The following is a 23671-nucleotide window of genomic DNA, read 5'->3' as shown; positions in this document are numbered from 1 at the left end:
CGCCGTTTCGTATGGAAAAAACAAACCGCGGACAGCACCATGTTCCTGCCCGAACAGGGGCTGCACATCAGCGGCACCCTGCTCACCAACAAACAGGAGCCCATCAGCGGCAGCAAGGTTTCGGCATTCGCGGTTATCGGCGGCGCGCCTTTTTTTGCCGATACACTGACCAATGCCGGGGGCCGGTTTAACTTTGACCGCCTGGAGTTTTACGGGGAGCGATCTTTTGCCATACAGGCCAAGGATGTGAAGAACCGCTATAAAACGATTATCCGCCCGGATAGCCTGCCTCTTCCCCTGATACAGCCTCTGCCGCCATTGATGCCTGCGGATACCGTAGCTACCCCGCTGCTGGCGGAAGCCGATGCCAGCAAAAAAAGGTTTACCGAAATGGAACAGAATAACGTTCTAAGACGGGGTGTTCAGCTTAAACAGGTCGATATTAAAGCGAAAAAAAAGGTGTACTCCTCCGTAGGCGACCGCATGTTCGCCGATGAGGTGATTGATAATGAAAAGATAAAAGATGAACATAGTTTAGCTACTGCAATAACTAAAGCAAATCCTTTTATAAGGTTTGATAAAAACAATGAGCCACATTATACAGGTGGCAGGCCTCTATATAAACATTTCGAAACTGTTGTAGATGGGGCATTAATGGATAACGGCATGATACAGCAATTGGGACCGGATGAAGTAGAATCGATAGAAATATTACATACAGGTCTTTCTTTGGGTGTTTTTGATTCACAAATCATTGTGATCAATACCAAACTACATGACCCTTATCATAATTATAGCAAGGATGTGGTAGCCGGTATGAAGGCTATTAAACTACAGGGCTATTACCAGTCGCGGGAGTTTTACATCCCTAAATATGACGCGGAAAATAAAAAAGCGGATCTGCGTGATGTGGTGTACTGGAACCCGGATATTATCCCCGATGAGAACGGAGAGGCTTCTGTGGAATTCCCAAATATGGGCAGCAAAGGTACTTACCGGGTAGTGATGGAAGGTATCGGTGCTAAAGGGCAAACCGGCAGAACGGTATTTATTTATACAGTAGAATAAGCAAAACTTCATGAGGCAATAGTAAATAAAAGAACCACCCTTACAGGTGGCTCTTTCAAACTAAACCAATTTATGAAAACTATTTCTTTTATTATTTAACAGCAATTTCTCTTGACTGAAATTTAGCTTCTTCCCTTTTTGCAACGGTTAATTTTAATATACCATCGCTGTAATCAGCTTCGATCTTTGAATGATCGGCTGTATCAGGCAAAGTAAATGAGCGCACAAATGAGTTGTAGCTGTATTCGCGTTTACTGTATTTCTTAGTGTCTTCAGTATTTTCATTTTTCTTTTCAGCCGAAATACTTAATACATTCTTATCCAGATTGATCTTAAAATCTTCTTTCTTTAAACCAGGCACAGCTAATTCAATGTGGAATTCATTGTCATTTTCTGCAATATTAACGGCCGGTACACGGGCAACTAATTTATCGCTCAGGAATGAATCGTTTAAGATTGAATCAAATACATCACTGAAAAATGGGTTAGTGTTATTTTTTAGTCCGTTGTTAAATTTTACTAATGTCATTTTTATATCCTCCTAAATTTTTCTTTTATTAACTTCGTCTCCTATCAATCAACACCTGTACCAACGGAATTTCTTATATACTTTTCAGACTTTTTGTCTGTTAGATTTAGTTATAAGAGACAAAATGTCGCAAACATGGCTGAAAAACTATCAGATTATAAATATAAAACGGATATAGCCATCCGTTTTTCAGATATAGATGCTGTAGGGCACGTAAATAATGCGGTATATTTAACTTATTTTGAAGTGGCCCGCTTTAGTTATTGGCGTGATGTTACCCATTGGAATTTAAAGGAGACAGGCATTATAGTAGGAAGATCCGAGATCAATTATCTAAAACCGGTAACTTTTGATGACAAATTGGTGTGCTATGTGCGGGTTATACGCATAGGCAACAGTAGCTTTGATGTAATGCATGTTTTAGTAAAACTCACCGAAAAAGGTGAAGAAATTTGCACTACCTGCAAAACTGTTTGCATCAGTTACAATTACGAAGCCAATAAATCCATACCGATACCGAAAGAGGGCCGTAGAAAAATGATAGAGTATGACGAACCAAGGCTGATCCTAAATACCAATTAATCGCTAAAATATCTTTCCCGGATTTAATATCCCGTTAGGATCGAAAACAGCTTTTATCCCTTTCCAGATGTTAAAATGTGTGGTGGTGTATTTAAGCGGCATAAAATTCTTTTGCACCAAGCCAATACCATGCTCACCGGATAGTGTTCCTCCCAAACTAACAGTGAGTTCAAAAATTTCAGTGATACCATCTTTTAGCTTATTGTTCCAGTCCTCATCGCTCATACCTGCCTTTATAATGTTTACGTGCAGGTTACCATCCCCGGCATGGCCATAACATACCGATGAGAAGCCATACCTGCTGCCTATTTCTTTAATACCATTAATAAGTTTGGGCAAAGCAGCACGCGGCACCACGGTATCTTCTTCCTTATAAACAGAATTTGATTTTACAGAAACTGCCATTGTGCGCCTTATGCGCCATATTTCTTCTTTTTGGGTTGCTGTGTCAGCAAATAAAACATCTTTGCAGTTATAGCTTTCCAACACCTCATTTATCTTCTCACAATCTGCAAATATTACATCCGGGTTAGTACCATCCACTTCTATTAACAAAAAAGCCTCTATTCCATCTTTAAGTTCAAAGCTGATGCCGTCGTGTTCTATCACCCATTCTATGCCCTTACGTTCCATGAATTCCAGCGAAGAAGGAATTACGCCCGCCCTGAAAATTGCGGAAACAGCTGCGCAGGCATCTTCGTTTGAGCTGAACGACGCCAGCATCAAGGCGTCCAATGTTGGCCGAGGTATTAATTTAGTTACTATTTTGGTAACGATGCCCAATGTCCCTTCCGACCCTATCATCAATTGCGTAATGTTATAACCCGATGCGTATTTTAACGTATTTGCACCTGTCCAAATAATTTCTCCGGTTGGCAGCACAACTTCCAGGTTCAGCACATACTCCCGGATAGTACCGTATTTAACCACCCTGGGCCCGCCGGAGCAATTAGCCACATTGCCACCGATAAAGCAACTGCCTTTGCTTGCCGGATCCACCGGATAAAGCAACCCTTTTTCCGCCACAGCAGCCATAAATACCTCCGTTATCACTCCGGGTTCAACAGTAGCCTGCAAATTTTGCTCATCAATATGCAATATCTGATTAAAGCGTTCCATGGATATCATCATTCCGCCGTTAACGGCAAGCGCCCCCCCTGCCAATCCCGTACCGGCTCCGCGAGGCGTAATCGGGATCAAATTATCATTGCAAAGCTTCATTAATTGCGAAACTTCTGCAGCCGTTCCTGGTTTCACCACCACATCCGGATAGTAAACCAGATCTTCCGTTTCATCGTGACTGTAATTTTCCATAGAATTAGCAGACGACAACACGTTTTTATCTCCTACAATAGTGATGATTGATGATAATATGCTTTCCGTGATCTTATTAAAATTCATATCATTCAGGCTTTTTGATAACTGATGGTTACTGCTGAGTGTTTAACAGGTCCGCTAAACGGCGAATGTTTTTTTAAGGTGACCTCAGCGAACAAAACGAATGGAAACCTTTCCTTAACCCGATCAATTATGGCCTGAGCAACAGTTTCAATAAGCTTTCGCGTGTTTTTCATTTCTTCATCAAGTATGGCGTACAATTCTTCATAATTAACAGTTTGGCTTATTTTATCACTTTCAAGAGATTGTTCAGGTATAAAACCCACTTCTATATCTACCATAAAGCGGGTACCTATCAATTGCTCTTCGGGATAAAAACCATGATGGGCAAAAAATTCAGCCTGGTGTAACGCTACTTTTATCATAATTCAAAAGTAATTATTAAGTTCATTTTGGCATTATACATCACCGGAATTTAAATCATCTCCCCTTTTAATGGTTATATTTGCAGAAACCAATTATTTGCTGCTATGGCTAAAACAGATCTTTACACCGCGCCCGATTATTATCTTTTAGACGAACTTTTAACAGACGAACACAAACTGATACGCCAAAGCGTCCGTGATTGGGTAAAAAAGGAATTAAGCCCGGTGATAGAAGATCATGCGCAGCGCAGCGAATTCCCTATGCAGTTGATAAGGGGCCTGGCTGATATTGGCGCTTTTGGCCCTACTATCCCGGTTGAGTATGGGGGCGCGGGATTAGATTATATGGCCTATGGAATTATTATGCAGGAAATAGAAAGAGGTGATTCCGGCATACGTTCCGCCTCATCAGTTCAGGGCTCCTTAGTGATGTACCCTATTTACGCCTATGGCTCCGAAGAACAGCGCAAAAAGTATCTCCCCAGACTGGCGTCCGGTGAAATAATGGGATGTTTCGGTTTAACCGAACCCGATCATGGCTCTAACCCGGGAGGAATGACCACCAGTATAAAAAACATGGGTGATCATTACTTACTGAACGGTGCAAAAATGTGGATATCAAATGCCCCGTTTGCTGACATAGCTATTGTATGGGCTAAAGATGAGGATGGTAAAATACATGGATTAATAGCAGAACGCGGTATGGAGGGTTTTACCACACCCGAAACGCATAACAAATGGTCGTTAAGAGCATCGGCCACCGGCGAGTTGGTGTTTGATAATGTAAAAATACCCAAGGACAATATATTGCCTAATATATCCGGATTAAAAGGCCCGTTAGGCTGCCTTAATCAGGCCCGCTATGGCATTGCCTGGGGCGCTTTAGGTGCTGCTATGGATTGTTATGATACTGCTTTGCGTTATTCAAAGGAAAGAGTACAATTTGGCAGGCCTATCGGTGGCTTTCAGTTACAGCAAAAAAAACTCGCCGAAATGATCACGGAAATTACTAAGGGGCAGTTGTTGGTTTGGCGACTGGCAACCCTCAAAAATGAGAACAGGGCTACTGCTGCCCAGATATCTATGGCGAAGCGTAACAGCGTGGAAACCGCTATAAATATAGCCCGCGAGGCCCGGCAAATATTAGGAGGAATGGGTATAACAGGGGAATATCCTGTAATGAGGCACATGATGAATCTGGAATCCGTGATCACTTATGAGGGGACACATGATATACATCTGTTAATCACAGGTATGGATATTACCGGTGAGAATGCTTTTAAATAATTTTACTAAAAGTAAAATTTATGTCAACCAAATGGAGACAAAATTCCTGACGAATATTATATTTGTTGTAATAAGTGTTTAACTGACCCTAAAACATTGGTTTGCAAAATGAATTATATCACCCGGAGCTATTTGGCCCTGGGATTATGGCTATTCATATTAATGTCTGTCATTACATCCTGCGCCCCAAAAACTACTGATCCCGGCAAATATTCTGATGCGTTTATTCCTGTTTTTAATAAAACTAATAAATTATTCGATCTGAATAATTACGAAGCAGGCGTTAAATACCTTGATTCCGCATTCAATCTTATTTCAAAACCATCGTTAGATGACAAATTGCGGTTTTATTCCTACCATTTTGTTTACAATAAAAAAGTATCACACAATTATCAAAAATGCCTGCTATATGCTGATAGCATGCTTGCGATAGCCAATAAAAGTGTAAACCCTGAACAATATTCAAGAAATTACGCGGAAGCTAATTTTGCAATGGGCGATGCTTATTTTGAGCTAAAGCAATTTAACGACTCTTACCAGTATTATTATCAGGGTTACCTAACCGGAAAGAACTACGTGAATAAACTTGCTCTTGGTGATTATACTTACCGCATGGGCATGATCATGTATAAAAAGAGCCATTATAAGCTCGCTGTAAATTATTTTAAGGATAGTTTTAATCAACAGGTTAGCATCAACCACGATTTCCCGATATTTTTCAGAAAACAGGAGCTTTTAGATAATATTGGCTTAAGTTATAAACATAATAATCAGAATGATAGCGCGCTGGTATACTTTGATAAAACTTTAAGTTATTTAGATAAAAATGGAGGCCAGTTCAAAGAACGGTCAGCACTGATAGATATGGCCCGCGGTGTTGTATATGGTAATAAGGCTGAAGTTTATATTGCTAACAAATCTTATGATCAGGCAATAGCCTTACTAAAGAAAAGTATTTCCATCAATCTGCAAAAGGGGTTAGACAACCAGGATGCAGAGATAGCTGAAATAAAATTAGGCCAGATATACCTGGATCAGCGAAAGAACGACTCACTATATACCCTATTATTCAATTTAAGAAATCAGTTAGACTCCGTTAAAAACCCTGATGCGGAAGCCGACTGGAACCGTTTATTGGGTAACTACTACCTGCAAAAAAGAGATCTTGAAAAAGCTATCTCCCATATTCAGAAATATAATTGGATGAAAGACTCCATTGCTAAATCTTCTATCCTGCTCAGAGAGAGCGATGTTGATCAGCAATTGGCTAATTACGAAAAACAACACGAAATAGACACATTGAGCAACAATAATAAATTGCAAATGATCTATGTATATGTTGCTACGCTTTTCGCTGTAATGGCATCATTAATTATTTTTCTGGTTTATCGAAATTGGAGGAACTCAAATAAGGAAGTAAGAACAGTAAACTTATTGAACGAACAGATCAATCAAAAAAACACCGAGTTGGAAAGCGCATTAACGGAACTGAAAGATAGCGCCCGGGAAAAAGATCGCATATTACGTACGGTTGCCCATGATTTGCGCAATCCTATAGGTGGTATAGCTTCTTTAACAGCTATGATGATAGATGATGATTATACTGAAGAACAAAAAGAGCTGATAACACTAGTTAAAGAAACTTCTTTCAACTCACTTGAACTCATAAATGAAATATTAGAGGCCACTAATATAGCTTCAGTTCCATTGAACCTGGAGCGGGTTGAAATAAACTCATTGGTAAGCAACAGTGTGGAACTGCTTCGTTTTAAGGCTGCCGAAAAAGGACAGACAATCAACCTGGAAACCTTAAATACGCCGCAGGAACTTTACATAAGCAGGGAAAAGATATGGCGGGTTATAAGTAACTTAATAAGTAATGCTACAAAGTTTAGTCCTTCCGGTGCAACCATTAATGTTAGCGTCACCGAAAAAGACGATGAAATTATTATTGCTGTTAAAGATTATGGTATTGGTATTCCCGAAAAGCTGAAAGACCAGATTTTTAATATGTTCACGACCGCTCAACGTCCGGGGACAGCGGGCGAGAAATCGTTCGGCCTGGGCTTATCTATTTGCCGGCAGATAATGGAAAAGCATAAGGGTAATATTTGGTTTGAAAGCAATGCCATAGGCACCACTTTTTACATAAGTTTACCTATAACAGGTAGCGATACTTTGAATACTTCAACGCAAAAAGCTGGCGTACCAATGTCCTGATGATTTGATTATCCTCTGCTGCGTTTCAAAATCCACATAAACCAAACCAAATCGTGGATGGTATCCTTCCGCCCATTCAAAATTATCTGTAAGCGTCCATATAAAATACCCGCTTATTTCACATCCTTCCTGTTTAGCTTTTAAAACCTGCCGTAAGTGGGTTTTAAGGTATTCAACACGTTTTGGATCATCTACCTTATTACCCTCTACATTGTCCGGAAAAGCCGCTCCATTTTCAGTAATCAATATTTTTTTGATCTGCGGATAGGTATTAAACTTCTTTATGATCTGATATATAGATGGCGGATAAACCTCCCATTTCATTGCTGTTAGTTCCACGTTTCTTCTTTCCGCTTTCACTAAACGGGCCCCTATATAAGGTGTAAAAAATGAGTATTTAACAATTTCGCGGGTATAATTCTGCAATCCGATAAAATCAAAATCAAAATACAGATTATGCTCATCGCCCTCTTTAAAATATTTTTCTATTCCTTTTAATGCCGTTACCTCATTAACCGGATAACCCAACCCTAATACCGGTTCAATAAACAGTCGGTTTATTAAAGCGTCTGCACGTTTGGCGGCTGCAACATCTCTCGACTTTGCGGAGTAAGGCTCAATATGTGAGCAGGAAAACGTGGTGCCGATTTGTGCTGAGGGCAACAACTCCCTCAAAATTTTTGCACCTGCAACCATACTTAAAACAACATGATGCACAGCCGGTAAAAAATTCCTTAAGCCCCTGCGTCCAGGAGCATGTATGCCTAAAAAATATCCTGCGCCGGTAAACACAGCAGGTTCATTCATCACCATCCAATATTTTACACGGTCACCAAAGCTTTTAGCGCAGATATTCACATACCCGGTAAACCATTCTACAACGTCACGATTTGTCCACCCCCCTTTGTCTTCCAGCACTTGCGGCAAATCCCAATGATAGATGGTTACCCATGGCTCTACACCCTGTTTTATGCAGTAATCTATTACCTTATTATAATGATCTATACCAGACTGATTAACCTTACCTGTACCATCAGGCAAAATACGCGACCATGCTATTGAGAAACGAAAATTGGGGATATTAAGCTCCTTTACCAGGTCAATATCCTTTTCATAAAGATTATAGAAGTTACAGGCAATCGTGGGTTTATCGCCGTTCAGTATTTTGCCTTTCGCATCGGAAAATCTGTCCCATATGGATTCTCCTTTCCCGTCAGTATCGCTGGCGCCTTCGGTTTGCAGCGCAGCTGTGGATACCCCCCAGGCAAAATCATCGCCAAAAAGCTGCTTATCAGGATATATTTCTACGTTGTCCGCGATCATTTACTTGAGCCCTATAAAGCTCAAAATGTACATTTATTATATGTATAATTTATACAATAAAATAAATTAGTGTTTAAAGGACGACCGCATACTTCTTAAAAAGAACAATTCACGCAGATCATTATAGAGCATGGAAATTCTGTTTATCAGTTTCATGGTACAGATATTTAGTTTAATACTAATGTACCTGATACATATAAGCTTATTATTTTATTAATGTTATATAATTATTAACATAGTTTAGCGTAATATCTATAGGTATATACTTTAAAGTATGCTTATTTTTGCCGGTAAATGAAGTCTTATTTTCTCCGTCTTCTTGATTATGACAGGTACACCAACAATCAGATTATTGAATTGCTACCGGGATGTGATAACCCTGAAAAAATTGTTAAAATAATTGCTCATATGCTTGCTGCACAACAAGTATGGTTAACTCGTTTAAAAAAACTACCACCAACTGGTGTTCCTATATGGCCCGATTGGACTGCGGAACGCTTTGAAGCACTGACCGCTGAAAATCACAAAGAATTTTCAACCTATATTAATAGCCTTCAGGAAGATGATTTTGAACAAACTATCGCCTACCAAGATTCAAAGGGCAATCCATTCGAAAATAAATTAAGCGACATATTGTGTCATGTATTTAATCATGGTACTCATCATCGTGCGCAGATAGGCCAGTATCTGAAACAAAGCGGCATAGACCTGCCGGTAACTGATTATATTTTTTACTTGAGGAGTGCCAACTTTAGCCAATAAAATATTCCATAAAACACTATAAACAAAAGAATGAAAAAAACATATACCATAACTACACTCGCGCTAATAAGCATTACCTTATTCAGCTGTGCCGATAAGCAAAAGCAGGAAAAAGACCTGCTTAAGGATGTTATTAATATACATGACCGCGTGATGTCTAAAGATGAACTCATCATGATCAATAAAATGCAGTTGGATACCCTGATGCAACAGACCAAAGACTCTACTATTAACAAACAAGCTAAGCAATTAAGCGCTACACTCGATAGTGCTGACAGCCATATGGAAAACTGGATGCACAACTTTGACGCGGAGAATAAAGGTAAATCACATGAGCAAATAATGGACTACCTGAATGATCAAAAAAGAGAGATAACAGCTATTGACAGCGAGTTAAATGCCAGCGTAGCCGCATCCAGTAAATTTATTAAACAAATCAAATCAAAATGAGAAAACTCGCCGGATTACTATTTATAGTTTTATTTTATAGTGCATGCAAGTTTAACGACGGCAATAAAACAACGCTTCCTATTTACGGTAACCGCGATGCGGTCACCAAAACAGTTGATGGCAAAACCGTGGTAGATACCGTGTATCAAACTATCCCACCATTTAATTTTATCAATCAATATGGTGACAGCATAACCGAGAAAAGCGTAAAAGGCGATATTTATGTGGCCGATTTCTTTTTCACTACATGCCCGTCTATCTGCCCGGTTATGCACCGGAACATGCTTAAAATTTATAATGATTTTAAAAATGTAAGCGATTTTAAAATACTCTCGCATACCATTGATCCTAAACATGATAGCGTAGAGGTATTGAAAAAATATGCCGATAAGTTAGGCGTCAGCGGAAATACCTGGTGGTTTTTACAGGGAAAAAAAGCAGAGACTTATCAACTGGGCGAAAAAAACTATTTGATAGCAGTAAAACAGGATGATGGTGCAGCTGGTGGATATGTGCACCAGGGATGGTTTGTTTTAGTTGATAAACAAAGGCGTATAAGAGGTTATTACGATGGCACCGATGAAAAACAGGTTGATAAACTGATAGCTGATATAAAAACACTGCGTACCGAAACGGACGAGCAAATTGCCCAATGAAATTAAAGATAATTACCCTATCGCTGATATTATTAACAATGATTGTATCATGCCAGAGCCAGGATCAATTAGAATTTAAACGTTATTATACCAGCGGCAGTTTAATTTACCAGCAACGGTGCCAGAACTGTCATGGTAAAAATGGAGAAGGCTTATCAGCGCTTATACCACCTTTAACCGATAGCGTATTTCTGGCTGCAAATAAGCAAAAACTCGCCTGCTTTGTAAAGTACGGACTAAATACCGAAGTGGTAATTAATGGTAAAAAGTTTGAAGATCAAATGCCCGCTACAGACCTTACCCCCGTTGAACTGGCTGAAGTGCTTACGTATGTAACCAATTCGTTCGGTAACAAAATGGGCACCATATCAGCAGAGCAGGTAAACGCTCATCTTCAGCAATGCAGATAAAGTAACCTTTGTTAGGGTTGCCTGTTGAACTTTATAAAAATTTATCATATCTGAATATTAAAAGTACTTTTGTAATGCAAAACGTTCTATCGCTGTTTGCCCTAAAGCGAACGGAGGAAAGTCCGGGCAACACAGAGCATCCTGCTTCCTAACAGGAAGGCGCCGGCAGCCGGCGACAGCAAGTGCCACAGAAAATATACCGCCCGGGATTTATCGCGGGTAAGGGTGAAAACGTGAGGTAAGAGCTCACGGCTTTTCCGGGCGACCGGGATCGCGGTAAACCTCAGGAGTTGAAAGACCAAATAGGTTCTGGATCAGGAGTTGCTCGCTCCCGTGTAATTGTTAGCAATTACCTTCAGAATGGGTAGGTTGATTAAACCTGTCAGCAATGGCAGGGCCAGATTAATGATAGAAGTTCTCCTTACGGGGAATACAGAACCCGGCTTACAGATTTGCTGCTGCAATATACCCCTTGCCGTTTGGCGGGGGGTTATTTTTTTAGCTAAAAATTAAAAGTGTGTTATTTACTATACATTTTTATATATTAGCCATTCAAACATTACTACCTATTTACAGTTGAATAACACATGGCAAAAATTTTAATTATTGATGATGAGCGGTCAATCCGCAGTACATTAAGAGAAATATTAGAATACGAAGATTATACGGTTGAAGATATTGATAACGGTGTAGACGGACTTGAACTTATCCGCAAAAAAGATTATGACCTGGTACTATGCGATATAAAAATGAACCGCATGGATGGCATGGAAGTATTAACCGAAGGTTTAGCCATTAAACCTGATCTTCCTTTTATTATGATATCCGGTCACGGCACAGTTGAAACCGCGGTGGAGGCCAGTAAAAAAGGCGCGTTTGACTTTATATCTAAACCACCCGACCTGAACAGGTTGCTCATAACCGTACGGAATGCTTTAGACAGGGGAAGCTTAGTTGTTGAAACCAAAGTATTAAAACGCAAGGCATCAAAAGTCCGACCCATTTTAGGAGAATCACAAGCCATTGCGAAAATAAAGGAAACCATTGACCGTGTTGCCCCTACCGACGCTCGTGTGCTGATAACCGGTGCTAACGGTAGCGGTAAAGAATTAGTGGCACGTTGGCTTCACGAAAAATCAAATCGTTCCGCTTCGCCACTTATCGAAGTAAATTGTGCTGCCATACCATCTGAACTCATAGAGAGCGAATTATTTGGCCACGAAAAGGGATCTTTTACCTCGGCCATAAAACAACGCATAGGTAAATTCGAATCTGCAAATGGCGGTACGCTATTCCTTGATGAAATAGGTGACATGAGCCAGTCGGCACAGGCAAAGGTTTTACGCGCACTACAGGAAAATAAGATTACACGTGTGGGCGGAGAAAAAGAAATTGATGTTGATGTACGTGTTGTTGCAGCAACCAATAAGGATCTGCTAAAGGAAATTGAGGAAGGTAACTTCCGGATGGACCTTTATCATCGTTTAAGTGTTATTTTAATACACGTACCGCCACTGGTAGAACGTAAAGATGACATCGCTTTGCTTACTCAAAGTTTTTTAGATGAGATATGCAGTGAATATGGCATGCCCACTAAAAAAATATCTGAAGCAGCTCTTGACGCGCTTAAATCACTTCCATGGACAGGAAATATCCGTGAACTGCGCAATATGGTGGAACGTTTGATCATCCTTAGCGATAAAACAATTACAGATAGCGATGTAAAGGCCTTTGCAAATCCATCTGCCCCGGCATCTGCAAATAACGGCAACTCAAGCCCGCAGACCGACTATGAAAAGTTCACCAATTTTCAGGAATATAAGGATTTTGCCGAACGGGAATATATCAAGTTCAAGTTGGAGAAAAACAGTTGGAACGTATCAAAAACAGCGGATGACATTGATATACAACGCAGTCACCTGTATAGTAAAATTGAAAAATTCGGTTTAAAACGGAATGAGTAAAACATACGGGTAAATAAACGATAATTTTAAAAAACGATATTAATAACAGTAATAATACGGGCCATTTTAAATGGCCTGTATTATTGTGAGTGAGCCATAAATGAAATTAACCATACACGGGGCCGCAATGCAGGTAACCGGCAGCATGCATTTACTACAGGTGGGGCAATATAAAATACTGGTAGACTGTGGACTGGATTACGAGAAAGAGCACAATGTGCAGGTAAATGAAGATTTTGATTTCAGGCCCGAAGAAATTGACGTTGTAGTGCTTACTCACGCTCATATAGACCATTCCGGCAACTTACCTACACTGGTACGTTTGGGCTTTAGCGGGCAAATATTGTGCACGCCTCCTACTGCCGATCTTACTGAGCTATTATTGCTCGATTCTGTCAATATTTTTATGCAGAAGGCGCAAAAAGGGCGCAGGCATAAAAGGCACAGGCACCAGTCTGCCGGGGCACAGCCACTTTATCTGCAAAAGCATGTAATGGATACTGTTGACCGCTTTGTGACTATAGGATTTAACAGACCTTTCCGCATTAATGGTGATATTGAACTTACATTTATTACCGCAGGTCATTTATTAGGAGCAGCGTCAGCGGTATTTAAAGTTAATGACAACGGCGTTGAAAAAACTATTGCATTTACAGGTGATATCGGACGAAAGAACTATCCTGTACTTAACGACCCTGAACCGCTGCCCCCGGTAGATTATCTCGTGTCCGAATCAACCTATGGTGGCCGCCTGCATACTAAAGATGTTTCAGCAGAGCAGGTATTAACCGAAATTATTGACAAGGTATGCCTTAAAGAACAAGGCAGGCTTATTATCCCGGCATTCAGTATCGGTCGTACTCAATCACTGGTTTTCGCACTCAACAAAATATTCAGCAGCGGTTTGCTTGCTCCGGTAAAAGTGTTTGTGGATAGCCCTATGGCTACTATGGCTACCGGAATATTCCGAAAGCATCATCAGCACGTTAACCCTGAAGCCCAGGAATTTTATAACAAACAAGGCGACGAATTTGAGTTTGAGAATCTTACTTACGTAGAGAACTTAAAGGATAGCCGGCAGGTATCAAACTATTACGAACCATGTATCATTATTTCCTCGGCCGGTATGCTGGAGGGCGGGCGCATACAGGATCATCTTTTTTATAATATCCAGAATTATTACTGTACCATTTTATTTATAGGCTATTGTGCAAAAGGTACTTTAGGGCACCGCCTGCTGCGAGGCGACTCAATAGTACATATTAAAGACCGCGACCTTGCGGTTTACGCCACCATAAAACAAACAGATGTTTTAAGCGCCCACGGCGATCATGACGACCTGCTCAATAACATTAAGCAACAAAACAAAGATACACTTAAGCAAGTTTTTTTGGTACATGGTGAGGCAGGTAGTATGCAGTTGCTGGCGGATGCTGCCGAACAGGAAGGTTACCACGTTACCATCCCTGAAAAAAAAGGCTTAACTTACGAATTGTAACTGCTAAACATTCCCCCATCCATGCGCCAGCACATCGGCAATATGGATGGTTTTTATAGGCAGGCTATTTTTATCGATATAACTTTGCAAGTGCAACAGGCATGATGAGTCTGTAGAAATAATATAATCTGCTTTGGAGGCTAAGGCATTATCCACCTTTTGCTGGGCCATAGCAGTAGATATGCCATCAAACTTTACAGCAAATGTGCCACCAAAGCCACAGCAGGTTTCATTATCCTTAAGTTCCACCATTTCCAGGCCCAACACTTTAGATAGTAGTTGCCGTGGTTCATTCTTTATTTTACACTCCCGCAAGCCGGCACAACTATCATGATATACGGCACGTCCATCCAACTCTGCGCCAAAGTAATCTACCTGTAAAATATTTACCAAAAAGTCTGACAGTTCATAAATATTACCCTGAATATTACGGCATTTATTATGCGCCATGGTATTTGTAAAAAGGTCGTTATAATAATTACGCACCATTCCGGTACACGATGCAGATGGAGAAACGATCACACTGTCCTCGCGAAAATCGTTCAGGAATTTACTGCCTACCTCTTTCGCTTCGTCCCAAAAACCGGCATTAAAAGCAGGCTGTCCGCAACAGGTTTGTTCAGGATTGTAATTTACTTTACAACCGGCCTTCTCCAGTACCTTTACGGTGTTAAAAGCAGTAGCAGGAAATAATTGATCAATAAAACAAGGAATAAACAACTCGATCGTCATCAGCACAAATAGATTATAAGGCGCTAAATTCCGAATTTTTCTGAACTTTTTGCTCTGTTCTTAATAAAGAAAACAAAAGAAACAGCCCGATCACAAAGAATAAGCCCAAAACCAGGGCAGAGTTACGCATGCTGCCTGTTATCTCTTCAATGATGCCAAAACTAAACAAACCACCTACAATGGCCAGCTTTTCGGTAACATCATAAAAACTAAAAAAAGACGCGGTATCCGGTATGTTTTCGGGCAGATACTTGGAGTAGGTAGATCGTGAAAGTGACTGTATCCCCCCCATTACCAAACCTACAATTATCGCCACAATATAAAACTGGGTGGCCGTTGTGGTAAAATAAGCAGCTATACAAACCGCAATCCATATGGCAACTACCAGTATCAGTACTCTAACATTCCCGTGTTTATCAGATAAACGCGACATAAGCGTCGCGCCGCCGATGGCTACAATCTGTATAATTAATATAATGGATATCAGAGCAGAGGTTTCCATTTTAAGCTCTTTGGCGGCAAAACCTGTAGCTACCAGCATAATGGTTTGCACCCCCATAGAATAAAAAAAGAACGACGGTAAAAAGCGTTTCAACAAAGGCATCGATTTTACTTTTACCCAAACTTTGCCTAATTCAATAAATCCGCCCTTTATAATATGATGCTGATGTGTTTGTGCATTAGGGCTTCCTTTAGGTAAAATACTAAAAGGGATCATGGCAAAACCTATCCACCAGAGACCCACTAACAAAAATGATAGCTGAGCCGGCAAGGATTTGTCGGTAATGCCAAACGTAGCAGGCGATAGTACAAAAGCGAAACAGATTAACTGTAATAACACACTACCTATATATCCATACGTAAAACCTTTGGCGCTTACTTTATCCTGCATATCCAGCGTAGCAATTTCCGGCAGGTAAGAGTTATAAAAAACAAAGCCCCCGCTATAACCGATGGCCGCCAGCGCAAAACAGATAATACCTATCTCCAGTCTCTCGGCGTTAAAAAAGAATAAGCCACAGCAGGCAGCAGAACCGAGCAACGTAAAAAACTGTATAAACACCTTCTTATTACCTTTATAATCGGCTATAGAGCTTAAAATGGGCAATAGCAGCACCATAATAAGGTAGGCGAAGGCAAGGGCGTAATCGGATAACGCGGTATTTACAAAACTCCACCCAAAGAACTTAACGCGGTTGCCATTTTCAGGGTTGTTAGTGATAGCTACATAGTAAGCCGGAAATATAGTGGACGTGATCACCAGGTTATATGCCGAATTTGCCCAATCGAACATGGCCCAGGCCCGTATAGTTTTTTTATTGTTTTTTACTTGCATGGCTCTTTAAAAGTAGATAAAATTTAGCGTTCACGAAATAATTATCCATAAGCTGGTGATAATAACTACCCGAAAATTAGTAGTAGTTTTACTTAGCCAGGTTAAGCTCATTATTTTGAACAGGAAATGCCAGTTTCTTCATTAAAGGCGTCAAGGTTAGCAACCATTATTATCTGCCTTGCATTGATAAGATGCATAGCTGAAGTCTTCCGTTTACAATACTATGCACTGGCGGAGTTAACTTACACTGTTATAAAGCCTTACTTACTGGGTGCTTTAATATGTGCAGTAGCGCTATTAATTATTACCCTGCTTTCCATTTATAACAGATCAAAGCTTGTAACGGTTATAGCAATAATAAGCATTGTTTTACTGTTGATAGTAAAAGGGATATATATCGGCCTTAAAATTTAACTCCTATTAATTTTGATTTATCCCTATAAAGCATTTTAATTACTAAAAACATAACTTATATTTGCAGGCATATAAAAGTATTATGAAAAAGAACTTAGGTTTACTAATAGCGCTTATAGGAATCATCGCAATAGGATGCGCTCTTACATTTACTCCAAATTACTCATTTAATCCGGGCGACAGTAACAGCGGAACGGACGCTTCATCGCCATTGTTTTTTGGTTCGCTTATCGTGTTTGGCGCAGGTGTGGTAATATACGCTGAGGCGGTTTCCAAAAAGAAAGCTTAATTCAAACATTCAATAGAAGCGAATACTAATTTATGATATATACGCGCTATTAATTTAGTGCTTATAAAGATATATGCCGGGTAATGTCCCGGCTTTTTTGTGCCTTTTCGATTCAACAATAAAAATTAGGTAATAAAAAAGCCGTTAACATCTTCAGTTAACGGCTTTAAACTAAGTGCGGAAGAAGGGACTCGAACCCCCACGCCTCGCGGCGCCAGATCCTAAGTCTGGTGCGGCTACCAATTACGCCACTTCCGCGTTTGGTTTTTTAGAGTTGGCAAAGATAGTGTAAAATAACAAAGTTTAAAACTGTTTTAAACTTTTTAACCTATCTGCCTGATTTACTTTGCCTTTATTTATTGTAAAGTATTTATTAAGCTGTTAAAATAAGCAGGTGCCTGTAACAGGCGGTTTCCATACCACGAAAACAGTTCCCCATCAACCAGCATTATCCTGGCATGAGGTAATAATTTATTAAACTCGGCAATATGTTTATCAGCAAACGGATAAGGTTCAGACGATAACAGCACTACACCGGGATTTGCCGCCACAATTTCTTCTGCAGATACCTGAGGGTACCTTCCCTCCTCAAACGCATTCCTAAAGCCGCATAGGCCCATCAGGTGATTAATAAATGTATCTGTTCCGGCAATCATATAAGGGGCTCTCCAAATAAAATAGGCTGCACGCAAAGCAGGATCAGCTGATTTTAAGTAATTAAATTGCCGGCTGATATCAACAACTAAATTATTGGCCACTGCTGTGCGAGCAACAACTTCTCCTATTTGGGTTATCATTTGCAAGGCGATTTCCAGGTTATTGATATCACTTATCCAAACCGGATAATAGGCCATTAGTTCTTCGATCTGGCTTTGCTCGTTTTCCTCTTTATTGGCTATGATCAGGTCGGGTTTTAGCTGATGAATGAGGGGGATATTCAGTTGTTTCGTCCCTCCTACTTTGGCTACTGATTTTACCTTATCAGCAGGATGTACGCAGAATTTTGTAATACCAATAAGTTCTTGATCCAATCCCAGATAAAATAAAAGTTCCGTTTGCGACGGAACTACAGATATTATTCGTTTTGGCGTATTACTTAAAAAGACGCTATTACCAATCTGGTCTTTAAAAACAGGCATAGGCTTATTTCCCCTTACCCTGTACCATTACTTTAACTGTTTTCATAATGATATTCAAATCAGAATTGAAATTCATATTTCTTAAATACAACAAATCGTAGCGTACACGATCCCGCATTTGATCAACATTTTCAGCGTATCCGTAATGAACCTGGCCTATAGAGGTTAAGCCGGGTTTTAAGCTGAGCAATTTTTTATAATGAGGGGTTTTTTCAATAATCTGTTCAATAAAATATTGCCTTTCAGGTCTGGGACCTACAACTGACATATCCCCTTTTAATACATTCCAGAATTGTGGCAATTCATCTAAACGTGCTTTACGCATTATTCTGCCCCACTTAGTTATACGCGGGTCATTATCTTTTGATAACTGTGGCCCGGCCAATTCAGCATCAATACGCATACTGCGGAATTTATAAATATAGAACGGTTTTTCATTTTTACCGATACGCTCCTGACGGAAAAAGGCAGGGCCCTTAGATGTAAATTTTGTAATGATAAATAACAATACAAATACCGGTGCACCGGCAAACATCACAACTGAGGAAAATAACAGGTCAAAACTTCGTTTCAAAAATCTTATTTTCAGGCTGATCTCTGGATGTGAATTTAAGTGTAATACAGGAAGATTGTCATAATTAACAAGCTGCGCATAATTATTACTTAATATGAGATCGGAAACTACTTTTATTTTAATGAGATGAGCATCACCCATACGAATTAAACGCTTTAATAATTCGCCGTTCATTTGCTTGTAACATATGAAAATTTCATTTGGTGACTTACCCAACAACTTTCCCATCAGTTCGTCCTCAGGCATAACAGCAATTTCGTCCTCAGAAATAAACTCAGTAAGGTCATATCCATATTCAGGATGTTGTGAAAATGATTTTACTAACCGTGCCGCAATATTTTCATCACCTATAATAACTACCTGACGATGATTGTATCCTTTTTTACGAATATAGTCCAGAAAAAAGAACAGTATTGATCTATGTATAATAACAAATAAGAAGAAAAGAGTATAACTCAACATCACTTCCGCCCTTGAAATATCATATATTTTGAAAAAATATATGATACCAAATACGCATAACAGATGATATATTAAGGTGAGTAAAAACCTGTTAATATTATCGCGAAGTTGCAACGGCCTGAAAACATAAAAACTTTTTGAAAGTGAAGAAACCACTACCCATGCTATATTTACCAATAAGATAAATATAAGAGACATGTTTTCAAGACGGTAAGTATTGAATTTTAAAAAATGTGAATTATATAAAGCAGCATTTAATAAAAACAAATCGCTTAAAAAAACAAAACCCGGCAGGTGTTTAGAGTAGCGTGTTGACATAGTATGGTAGATGTAGAATTTTTTTCAAAAATATAATTTTCTTATTGAAAAACCATTCCCAAAAAGGAACTTCTAACCATTATGCTAATTTAATGCCAAATCTTCAATTTCGGTATAAAATTATTATTCTATATTATGAATCTCATAATTCATACTATTCAAAAACTTCATCTATAGCCTCGCAGATGATATGACCTATCAATATGTGCATTTCCTGAATGCGCGCAGTTGTATCAGAAGGGATTATAATGTTAACATCACAGGCAGTATTCATATCACCACCATTTCGGCCGGATAGCCCAATATTGTAGCAACCTTTTAATTTACCCATATTAAATGCCCTTATTACGTTAACGCTGTTACCCGTTGTTGAGATACCGATCAGAATATCACCGTCTTGCGCAAGACCTTCAACCTGCCTTTCAAAAACACGGTCGAATCCGTAATCATTTCCTATGGCAGTAAATGCTGAGCTATCTGTAGTTAGCGCTATTGCAGGCAGAGATCGGCGGTTTTTTACAAAACGGCCAACAAACTCAGCAGCAATATGTTGCGCATCGGCAGCACTGCCTCCGTTACCAAATATAAGTATCTTGTTACCGGCATTTAAACACGCTATAATTTTATCAGAAACTGTTTCAATTTGAGGCATCAGCATCAATGTAGCCTTAGCAGTATCTATATGTTGTTCAAAAGCTGCGCGTATTATTTGTTGCATCTTATTGCTTAATTATTAATAAATTTTTGCTGCACTTCATTAAAAGTAGCAGTTGCGCTCCCAAGTTTAGTAACCACAACAGCTGCAGCGTGGTTCGCAAAATCACAAGCCTGCTTTAATGTATAACCCGATGCCAGTATTATACCTATGGATGCCAAAACTGTATCGCCGGCTCCGGTAACATCTATAACATCCAGTACTTTGGTTGGCACCACCTCCAACTCGTTATTTGTGAAAGAAGCTATCCCATCTTCTGACATCGTAATAACAACGCCATCACAATTTGTTATTTCCTGAATTTTCTTACAGGCCTGCTTTAAAGTTTCGGTATTGGTTATTGTAATTCCGGTGGCAATTATTGCCTCCTTTTTATTAGGCTTAATATAATTCACACCCTTGTACCTCGAAAAATCAGCTCCCTTAGGATCAAGCAATGTTAATACACCCGCCTCACGGCATAAATTGAATATTTTTTTTAATATATCAGCACTTAACAAACCCTTATTATAGTCAGATATCAATACTATACTATGATTGGCAACTTGCTTTTTTAAAATATTGATAATTTGACCCGAAGTTGTTTCATCAATTTCATGGATATGTTCTCTATCCAATCGTATTAATTGATGATTTGAGGCCAACACACGAGATTTTGTAGTAGTTGCCCTGTTCTTTTCTTTTATAATATAATTTGGCGAAATATTTAACGAATGTAATTCCTCAAACAACACCTTGGCATTGTCATCTTCTCCTGAAACAGAAATAATATTGGCTGTTGCTCCTAAAGAAACAAGATTTTTAAGAACGTTGCCTGCCCCGCCTAACGTATAAGATTCTTTTGTTATTTCTACTACAGGTACAGGTGCTTCAGGCGATATTCGGTTACAGTTACCATATATATAATGATCTATCATCAAATCACCTATAACCAGTACGTTTATATTGCTGTTAAACTCAAAAATCATTCTGCGAATGTATTAATTTAATTATGTACTCTGCTCCAATAACTTTTATGCATAGACATGTTTTTAACTGTATTATGAGAAAACCAACGGTATTTAACCCCTAATTTATAACCGAGCCACTTAGCCATTACTGAAAACATGGAGTAGGGTAAAATAAAGCTCCGGTTCTTAATAACATACCGCATCTCTGATAATACATATCGTAACCCCTCTCCGTCAGCATTTCCAAACTCTTTTTTTAAATGTGAATTTTGGGTATGAAAAACCCCCGTATCAAAATATCTTTTAAATTCTTCTTTTAAAGTATAAGTATGCGAATGATGCACTGTAGCTTCTGCTACATATGCAATTTTATATCCAGCTTTAAGCATTTCTGCAGCCACAATGGTGTCTTCGCCCATTATAGTATCAGGCGGAAAACCACCAAGCCTATTTAATACTTCTTTGCGATAGGCGGCAAATGAGTCTGAACAAAAAATAGTTTTAAAGCCAAGGCGTTCCTTATCTTTTAATGTACGTATTTCTGAAACTGGCGGATAATTGAATAACCGCGCATGTGTTTCCAAAGTTTTAGCACCCAAATGTGGCAATTGCCTTCCGTAAGCTAATGCCACTTTATTATCTTTTAGAAAAACCGCTATCAGCTTCTCCAGGCTATCTTCTGCAGCCAGAATAGCGTCCTGTGTAAGAAAAACACAGATATCACAATTAACAGAAAGGTTAACAAGTTCCTGCCTGGTAGCACCGTGCCTGAAATCTCTCTTATCTATTTGTTTAACCGTAAATCCTGCTTCCAAAGCCAATGCAACCGTTTCATCAGTAGAGCCCGAATCTATAATTATACAGGAATGTGGCTTTACAGACTGTTTGGCAAAATTCTCTAAAAAAACACGCCATTGTGACCCCGCATTTAGGGTAGGGACAAGCACACTGAATTTAATTGGATCATTATCTGTTTGCATATCAGGATTTTATATTAAATACGGATCCGGCAGCTTTTATAAATCCTTTAACCTTCCAGTTATTAATAGTGCCGGTAACATTGTTCAGTTTAAACCCATTAATATGGTGTTTTTTAACCCGGTTGTCAATAATATCATTCTCTGATATATCAGCATCGGTACAATTCTCAATTTCAACTATATTGCCGCAATAAGGGCTATCAGATGTATTACAATTAGTAAAAGAGTTATTTGTAAAAATAAGATGATCTATTTGGGCTACATATGCACCGTTAACAAAAGATCCTTGAACTTTGTTACCCGTAACCGTAATGTTATTTAGCCGGCTTTTAGGATTATTAATTAAGTTATCGGCATCGGTAACACCAATAAATAACGCGCTACGGCCCGTTGTTAGTTGCCCGTAATTAAAATATGGAATGTTAATAATAGTTTGTTTGCCGCCATTATTGGTTAAAACGTTATTTTTTATAATAATATGATTTGCCCGTGCATCACTGCCTTTAAAAATAGTTTCAGAATTAAGAATGGCGATACCGGCGTTTACGGTATTATTAATTTGATTATTATCCACGGTTATATTACTGCAACCAATTGATGCAAAACCCTGGTAACAATTATTCACTGTATTGTTTAAAACACGGCTGTATCCTGCCTGCTTAAAACCGGCAGATGTTAAATTCTTTTTTTGATCGGGAATGCCATAATCATGTATAGACATAGCATCATCTTTAATATTATCCAACTTATTGTTGATATATGACAGTTTTACCGAGTAGTGTGCATATATACCATCCCGAAAACAGCTCGAAATATGATTATTTTCAATATCGGCAGTATTTACGTTAACTAATGCAATACCCATCTCGGGCGATCCTTTAACAGTTACTCCGGATACTTTAACGTTATCAATATTAATAAAGGTAAACGTATGCTCTTCGCCTTTCCCCTCTTTTACGGGTAAAACAGTGCGTGTCCAGGTACCGCCATTTACCGTAATATTTTTTCCCTTTTCAAACTGAATGGTACCGGTTAAATTATTATCATTGGTGATAACGGCACCGGTGGCTAAAATAGTTTTATTACTGAGACCTGAAAATTGCAACCGCCGACTTATTAAGTATGTCCCTTTTGGTATAACTATAGTATCGGCATTTCTAATAGCATAAACCAATGCCTCGGTATCGTCGGTAATACCATTCCCTTTAGCCCCTGCTGAACGCACATTCATATGTGAAAGCGCAAAAACA

At 39.2% G+C, this 23671-nt stretch carries 23 protein-coding genes, 1 tRNA gene and 1 other RNA gene; 12 read left to right on the top strand and 13 right to left on the bottom strand.

Annotation, left to right across the window (positions count from 1 at the left end; all coding sequences use genetic code 11):
- Positions 1-1068 (top strand): hypothetical protein (locus tag I5M19_RS17735; protein WP_200067682.1); only part of this gene is annotated, 1068 nt, incomplete at its 5' end.
- Positions 1069-1159: 91 nt separating this feature from the next.
- Here I5M19_RS17735 and I5M19_RS17730 read toward each other — a convergent pair.
- Positions 1160-1597, bottom strand: coding sequence for an Hsp20/alpha crystallin family protein (locus tag I5M19_RS17730; RefSeq protein ID WP_200067681.1), 438 nt, complete (start codon positions 1595-1597; stop codon positions 1160-1162).
- Positions 1598-1732: 135 nt separating this feature from the next.
- Here I5M19_RS17730 and I5M19_RS17725 point away from each other — a divergent pair, with 135 nt between their 5' ends.
- Positions 1733-2179 (top strand): acyl-CoA thioesterase, encoded by a 447-nt coding sequence (locus I5M19_RS17725; protein ID WP_200067680.1) that lies wholly within the window; start codon positions 1733-1735, stop codon positions 2177-2179.
- A 3-nt stretch (positions 2180-2182) separates the two neighbouring features.
- On the opposite strand, the gene I5M19_RS17720 is transcribed toward I5M19_RS17725, so the two are convergent.
- Both I5M19_RS17720 and folB read right to left on the bottom strand, forming a co-directional pair.
- A complete protein-coding gene (locus tag I5M19_RS17720) occupies positions 2183-3580 on the bottom strand; it encodes an FAD-binding oxidoreductase (protein WP_200067679.1) in 1398 nt (465 codons plus the stop codon).
- Positions 3581-3585: 5 nt separating this feature from the next.
- Complete coding sequence (gene folB / locus I5M19_RS17715; RefSeq protein WP_200067678.1) at positions 3586-3942, bottom strand: dihydroneopterin aldolase; 357 nt, start codon at positions 3940-3942, stop codon at positions 3586-3588.
- A gap of 105 nt (positions 3943-4047) precedes the next feature.
- Here folB and I5M19_RS17710 point away from each other — a divergent pair, with 105 nt between their 5' ends.
- Both I5M19_RS17710 and I5M19_RS17705 read left to right on the top strand, forming a co-directional pair.
- Positions 4048-5229, top strand: a complete 1182-nt coding sequence (locus I5M19_RS17710; protein WP_200067677.1) for an acyl-CoA dehydrogenase family protein — start codon at positions 4048-4050, stop codon at positions 5227-5229.
- A 162-nt stretch (positions 5230-5391) separates the two neighbouring features.
- Positions 5392-7449, top strand: a complete 2058-nt coding sequence (locus I5M19_RS17705) for a tetratricopeptide repeat-containing sensor histidine kinase (RefSeq protein ID WP_214653081.1) — start codon at positions 5392-5394, stop codon at positions 7447-7449.
- Here the strand turns inward: I5M19_RS17705 and I5M19_RS17700 are convergent.
- Positions 7417-8772: a GH1 family beta-glucosidase gene (locus tag I5M19_RS17700; RefSeq protein WP_200067675.1), complete on the bottom strand. Its 1356-nt coding sequence runs from the start codon at positions 8770-8772 to the stop codon at positions 7417-7419. The genes I5M19_RS17705 and I5M19_RS17700 overlap by 33 nt on opposite strands.
- A gap of 294 nt (positions 8773-9066) precedes the next feature.
- Here I5M19_RS17700 and I5M19_RS17695 point away from each other — a divergent pair, with 294 nt between their 5' ends.
- From I5M19_RS17695 to I5M19_RS17665, 7 genes are all read left to right on the top strand, one after another.
- Positions 9067-9534, top strand: a complete 468-nt coding sequence (locus tag I5M19_RS17695) for a DinB family protein (RefSeq protein ID WP_200067674.1) — start codon at positions 9067-9069, stop codon at positions 9532-9534.
- Positions 9535-9564: 30 nt separating this feature from the next.
- Entirely contained in the window at positions 9565-9984 is a 420-nt protein-coding gene (locus I5M19_RS17690) for a hypothetical protein (RefSeq protein ID WP_200067673.1), read from the top strand.
- Positions 9981-10640, top strand: coding sequence for an SCO family protein (locus I5M19_RS17685; RefSeq protein ID WP_200067672.1), 660 nt, complete (start codon positions 9981-9983; stop codon positions 10638-10640). Before I5M19_RS17690 ends, I5M19_RS17685 begins: the two co-directional genes overlap by 4 nt.
- Positions 10637-11050: a c-type cytochrome gene (locus I5M19_RS17680; protein ID WP_200067671.1), complete on the top strand. Its 414-nt coding sequence runs from the start codon at positions 10637-10639 to the stop codon at positions 11048-11050. Before I5M19_RS17685 ends, I5M19_RS17680 begins: the two co-directional genes overlap by 4 nt.
- A 73-nt stretch (positions 11051-11123) precedes the next feature.
- An RNA gene (gene rnpB, locus I5M19_RS17675) (RNase P RNA component class A) lies at positions 11124-11513 on the top strand.
- A 124-nt stretch (positions 11514-11637) separates the two neighbouring features.
- Positions 11638-13014 (top strand): sigma-54-dependent transcriptional regulator, encoded by a 1377-nt coding sequence (locus tag I5M19_RS17670; protein WP_200067670.1) that lies wholly within the window; start codon positions 11638-11640, stop codon positions 13012-13014.
- Between the two features lie 100 nt (positions 13015-13114).
- Positions 13115-14512 (top strand): MBL fold metallo-hydrolase, encoded by a 1398-nt coding sequence (locus I5M19_RS17665; RefSeq protein WP_200067669.1) that lies wholly within the window; start codon positions 13115-13117, stop codon positions 14510-14512.
- A 3-nt stretch (positions 14513-14515) separates the two neighbouring features.
- On the opposite strand, the gene I5M19_RS17660 is transcribed toward I5M19_RS17665, so the two are convergent.
- Positions 14516-15244, bottom strand: coding sequence for a (Fe-S)-binding protein (locus I5M19_RS17660; RefSeq protein WP_200067668.1), 729 nt, complete (start codon positions 15242-15244; stop codon positions 14516-14518).
- Between the two features lie 13 nt (positions 15245-15257).
- Positions 15258-16580 carry an MFS transporter gene (locus I5M19_RS17655; RefSeq protein WP_200067667.1) on the bottom strand — a complete coding sequence of 441 codons (1323 nt, stop codon included), beginning with the start codon at positions 16578-16580 and terminating at the stop codon, positions 15258-15260.
- Positions 16581-17076: 496 nt separating this feature from the next.
- Between I5M19_RS17655 and I5M19_RS17650 the strand changes: the two genes are divergently transcribed.
- Positions 17077-17283: a hypothetical protein gene (locus I5M19_RS17650; protein ID WP_200067666.1), complete on the top strand. Its 207-nt coding sequence runs from the start codon at positions 17077-17079 to the stop codon at positions 17281-17283.
- 176 nt (positions 17284-17459) lie between these two features.
- Here the strand turns inward: I5M19_RS17650 and I5M19_RS17645 are convergent.
- The 7 genes from I5M19_RS17645 to I5M19_RS17615 all read right to left on the bottom strand — a co-directional run bounded on the left by I5M19_RS17645 (position 17460) and on the right by I5M19_RS17615 (position 23652).
- Positions 17460-17541: transfer RNA gene (locus I5M19_RS17645), tRNA-Leu, on the bottom strand.
- A 98-nt stretch (positions 17542-17639) separates the two neighbouring features.
- Positions 17640-18422 (bottom strand): helical backbone metal receptor, encoded by a 783-nt coding sequence (locus I5M19_RS17640; RefSeq protein ID WP_200067665.1) that lies wholly within the window; start codon positions 18420-18422, stop codon positions 17640-17642.
- Positions 18423-18426: 4 nt separating this feature from the next.
- Complete coding sequence (locus I5M19_RS17635; protein WP_200067664.1) at positions 18427-19776, bottom strand: sugar transferase; 1350 nt, start codon at positions 19774-19776, stop codon at positions 18427-18429.
- Positions 19777-19930: 154 nt separating this feature from the next.
- On the bottom strand, positions 19931-20494 hold the full coding sequence (locus I5M19_RS17630) for a D-sedoheptulose 7-phosphate isomerase (RefSeq protein WP_200067663.1): 564 nt from the start codon (positions 20492-20494) through the stop codon (positions 19931-19933).
- An 8-nt stretch (positions 20495-20502) separates the two neighbouring features.
- The gene (gene rfaE1, locus I5M19_RS17625; RefSeq protein WP_200067662.1) at positions 20503-21459 is read right to left on the bottom strand and encodes a D-glycero-beta-D-manno-heptose-7-phosphate kinase; all 957 of its coding nucleotides are present in this window, start codon (positions 21457-21459) and stop codon (positions 20503-20505) included.
- Between the two features lie 17 nt (positions 21460-21476).
- The gene (locus tag I5M19_RS17620) at positions 21477-22421 is read right to left on the bottom strand and encodes a glycosyltransferase (RefSeq protein ID WP_214653080.1); all 945 of its coding nucleotides are present in this window, start codon (positions 22419-22421) and stop codon (positions 21477-21479) included.
- A gap of 1 nt (position 22422) precedes the next feature.
- Positions 22423-23652 carry a right-handed parallel beta-helix repeat-containing protein gene (locus I5M19_RS17615; protein WP_200067661.1) on the bottom strand — a complete coding sequence of 410 codons (1230 nt, stop codon included), beginning with the start codon at positions 23650-23652 and terminating at the stop codon, positions 22423-22425.
- Between the last annotated feature and the right edge of the window lie 19 nt (positions 23653-23671).

It is taken from the genome of Mucilaginibacter segetis, from assembly GCF_016522075.1.
In the GTDB taxonomy this organism is placed as follows: domain Bacteria; phylum Bacteroidota; class Bacteroidia; order Sphingobacteriales; family Sphingobacteriaceae; genus Mucilaginibacter; species Mucilaginibacter segetis.
This window is presented reverse-complemented; position numbering and strand designations above follow the sequence as displayed.

What these genes read in the sequence shown, in the direction of transcription:
- I5M19_RS17640 (WP_200067665.1), bottom strand. Translation starts at nt 18,422, where the DNA reads ATGCCTGTTTTTAAAGACCAGATTGGTAATAGCGTCTTTTTAAGTAAT.
- I5M19_RS17615 (WP_200067661.1), bottom strand. Translation starts at nt 23,652, where the DNA reads ATGAATGTGCGTTCAGCAGGGGCTAAAGGGAATGGTATTACCGACGAT.
- I5M19_RS17720 (WP_200067679.1), bottom strand. Translation starts at nt 3,580, where the DNA reads ATGAATTTTAATAAGATCACGGAAAGCATATTATCATCAATCATCACT.
- I5M19_RS17685 (WP_200067672.1), top strand. Translation starts at nt 9,981, where the DNA reads ATGAGAAAACTCGCCGGATTACTATTTATAGTTTTATTTTATAGTGCA.
- I5M19_RS17730 (WP_200067681.1), bottom strand. Translation starts at nt 1,597, where the DNA reads ATGACATTAGTAAAATTTAACAACGGACTAAAAAATAACACTAACCCA.
- I5M19_RS17700 (WP_200067675.1), bottom strand. Translation starts at nt 8,772, where the DNA reads ATGATCGCGGACAACGTAGAAATATATCCTGATAAGCAGCTTTTTGGC.
- I5M19_RS17690 (WP_200067673.1), top strand. Translation starts at nt 9,565, where the DNA reads ATGAAAAAAACATATACCATAACTACACTCGCGCTAATAAGCATTACC.
- I5M19_RS17695 (WP_200067674.1), top strand. Translation starts at nt 9,067, where the DNA reads ATGAAGTCTTATTTTCTCCGTCTTCTTGATTATGACAGGTACACCAAC.
- I5M19_RS17670 (WP_200067670.1), top strand. Translation starts at nt 11,638, where the DNA reads ATGGCAAAAATTTTAATTATTGATGATGAGCGGTCAATCCGCAGTACA.
- I5M19_RS17635 (WP_200067664.1), bottom strand. Translation starts at nt 19,776, where the DNA reads ATGTCAACACGCTACTCTAAACACCTGCCGGGTTTTGTTTTTTTAAGC.
- I5M19_RS17660 (WP_200067668.1), bottom strand. Translation starts at nt 15,244, where the DNA reads ATGACGATCGAGTTGTTTATTCCTTGTTTTATTGATCAATTATTTCCT.
- rfaE1 (WP_200067662.1), bottom strand. Translation starts at nt 21,459, where the DNA reads ATGATTTTTGAGTTTAACAGCAATATAAACGTACTGGTTATAGGTGAT.
- I5M19_RS17650 (WP_200067666.1), top strand. Translation starts at nt 17,077, where the DNA reads ATGAAAAAGAACTTAGGTTTACTAATAGCGCTTATAGGAATCATCGCA.
- I5M19_RS17665 (WP_200067669.1), top strand. Translation starts at nt 13,115, where the DNA reads ATGAAATTAACCATACACGGGGCCGCAATGCAGGTAACCGGCAGCATG.
- folB (WP_200067678.1), bottom strand. Translation starts at nt 3,942, where the DNA reads ATGATAAAAGTAGCGTTACACCAGGCTGAATTTTTTGCCCATCATGGT.
- I5M19_RS17705 (WP_214653081.1), top strand. Translation starts at nt 5,392, where the DNA reads ATGTCTGTCATTACATCCTGCGCCCCAAAAACTACTGATCCCGGCAAA.
- I5M19_RS17620 (WP_214653080.1), bottom strand. Translation starts at nt 22,421, where the DNA reads ATGCAAACAGATAATGATCCAATTAAATTCAGTGTGCTTGTCCCTACC.
- I5M19_RS17630 (WP_200067663.1), bottom strand. Translation starts at nt 20,494, where the DNA reads ATGCAACAAATAATACGCGCAGCTTTTGAACAACATATAGATACTGCT.
- I5M19_RS17655 (WP_200067667.1), bottom strand. Translation starts at nt 16,580, where the DNA reads ATGCAAGTAAAAAACAATAAAAAAACTATACGGGCCTGGGCCATGTTC.
- I5M19_RS17710 (WP_200067677.1), top strand. Translation starts at nt 4,048, where the DNA reads ATGGCTAAAACAGATCTTTACACCGCGCCCGATTATTATCTTTTAGAC.
- I5M19_RS17725 (WP_200067680.1), top strand. Translation starts at nt 1,733, where the DNA reads ATGGCTGAAAAACTATCAGATTATAAATATAAAACGGATATAGCCATC.
- I5M19_RS17680 (WP_200067671.1), top strand. Translation starts at nt 10,637, where the DNA reads ATGAAATTAAAGATAATTACCCTATCGCTGATATTATTAACAATGATT.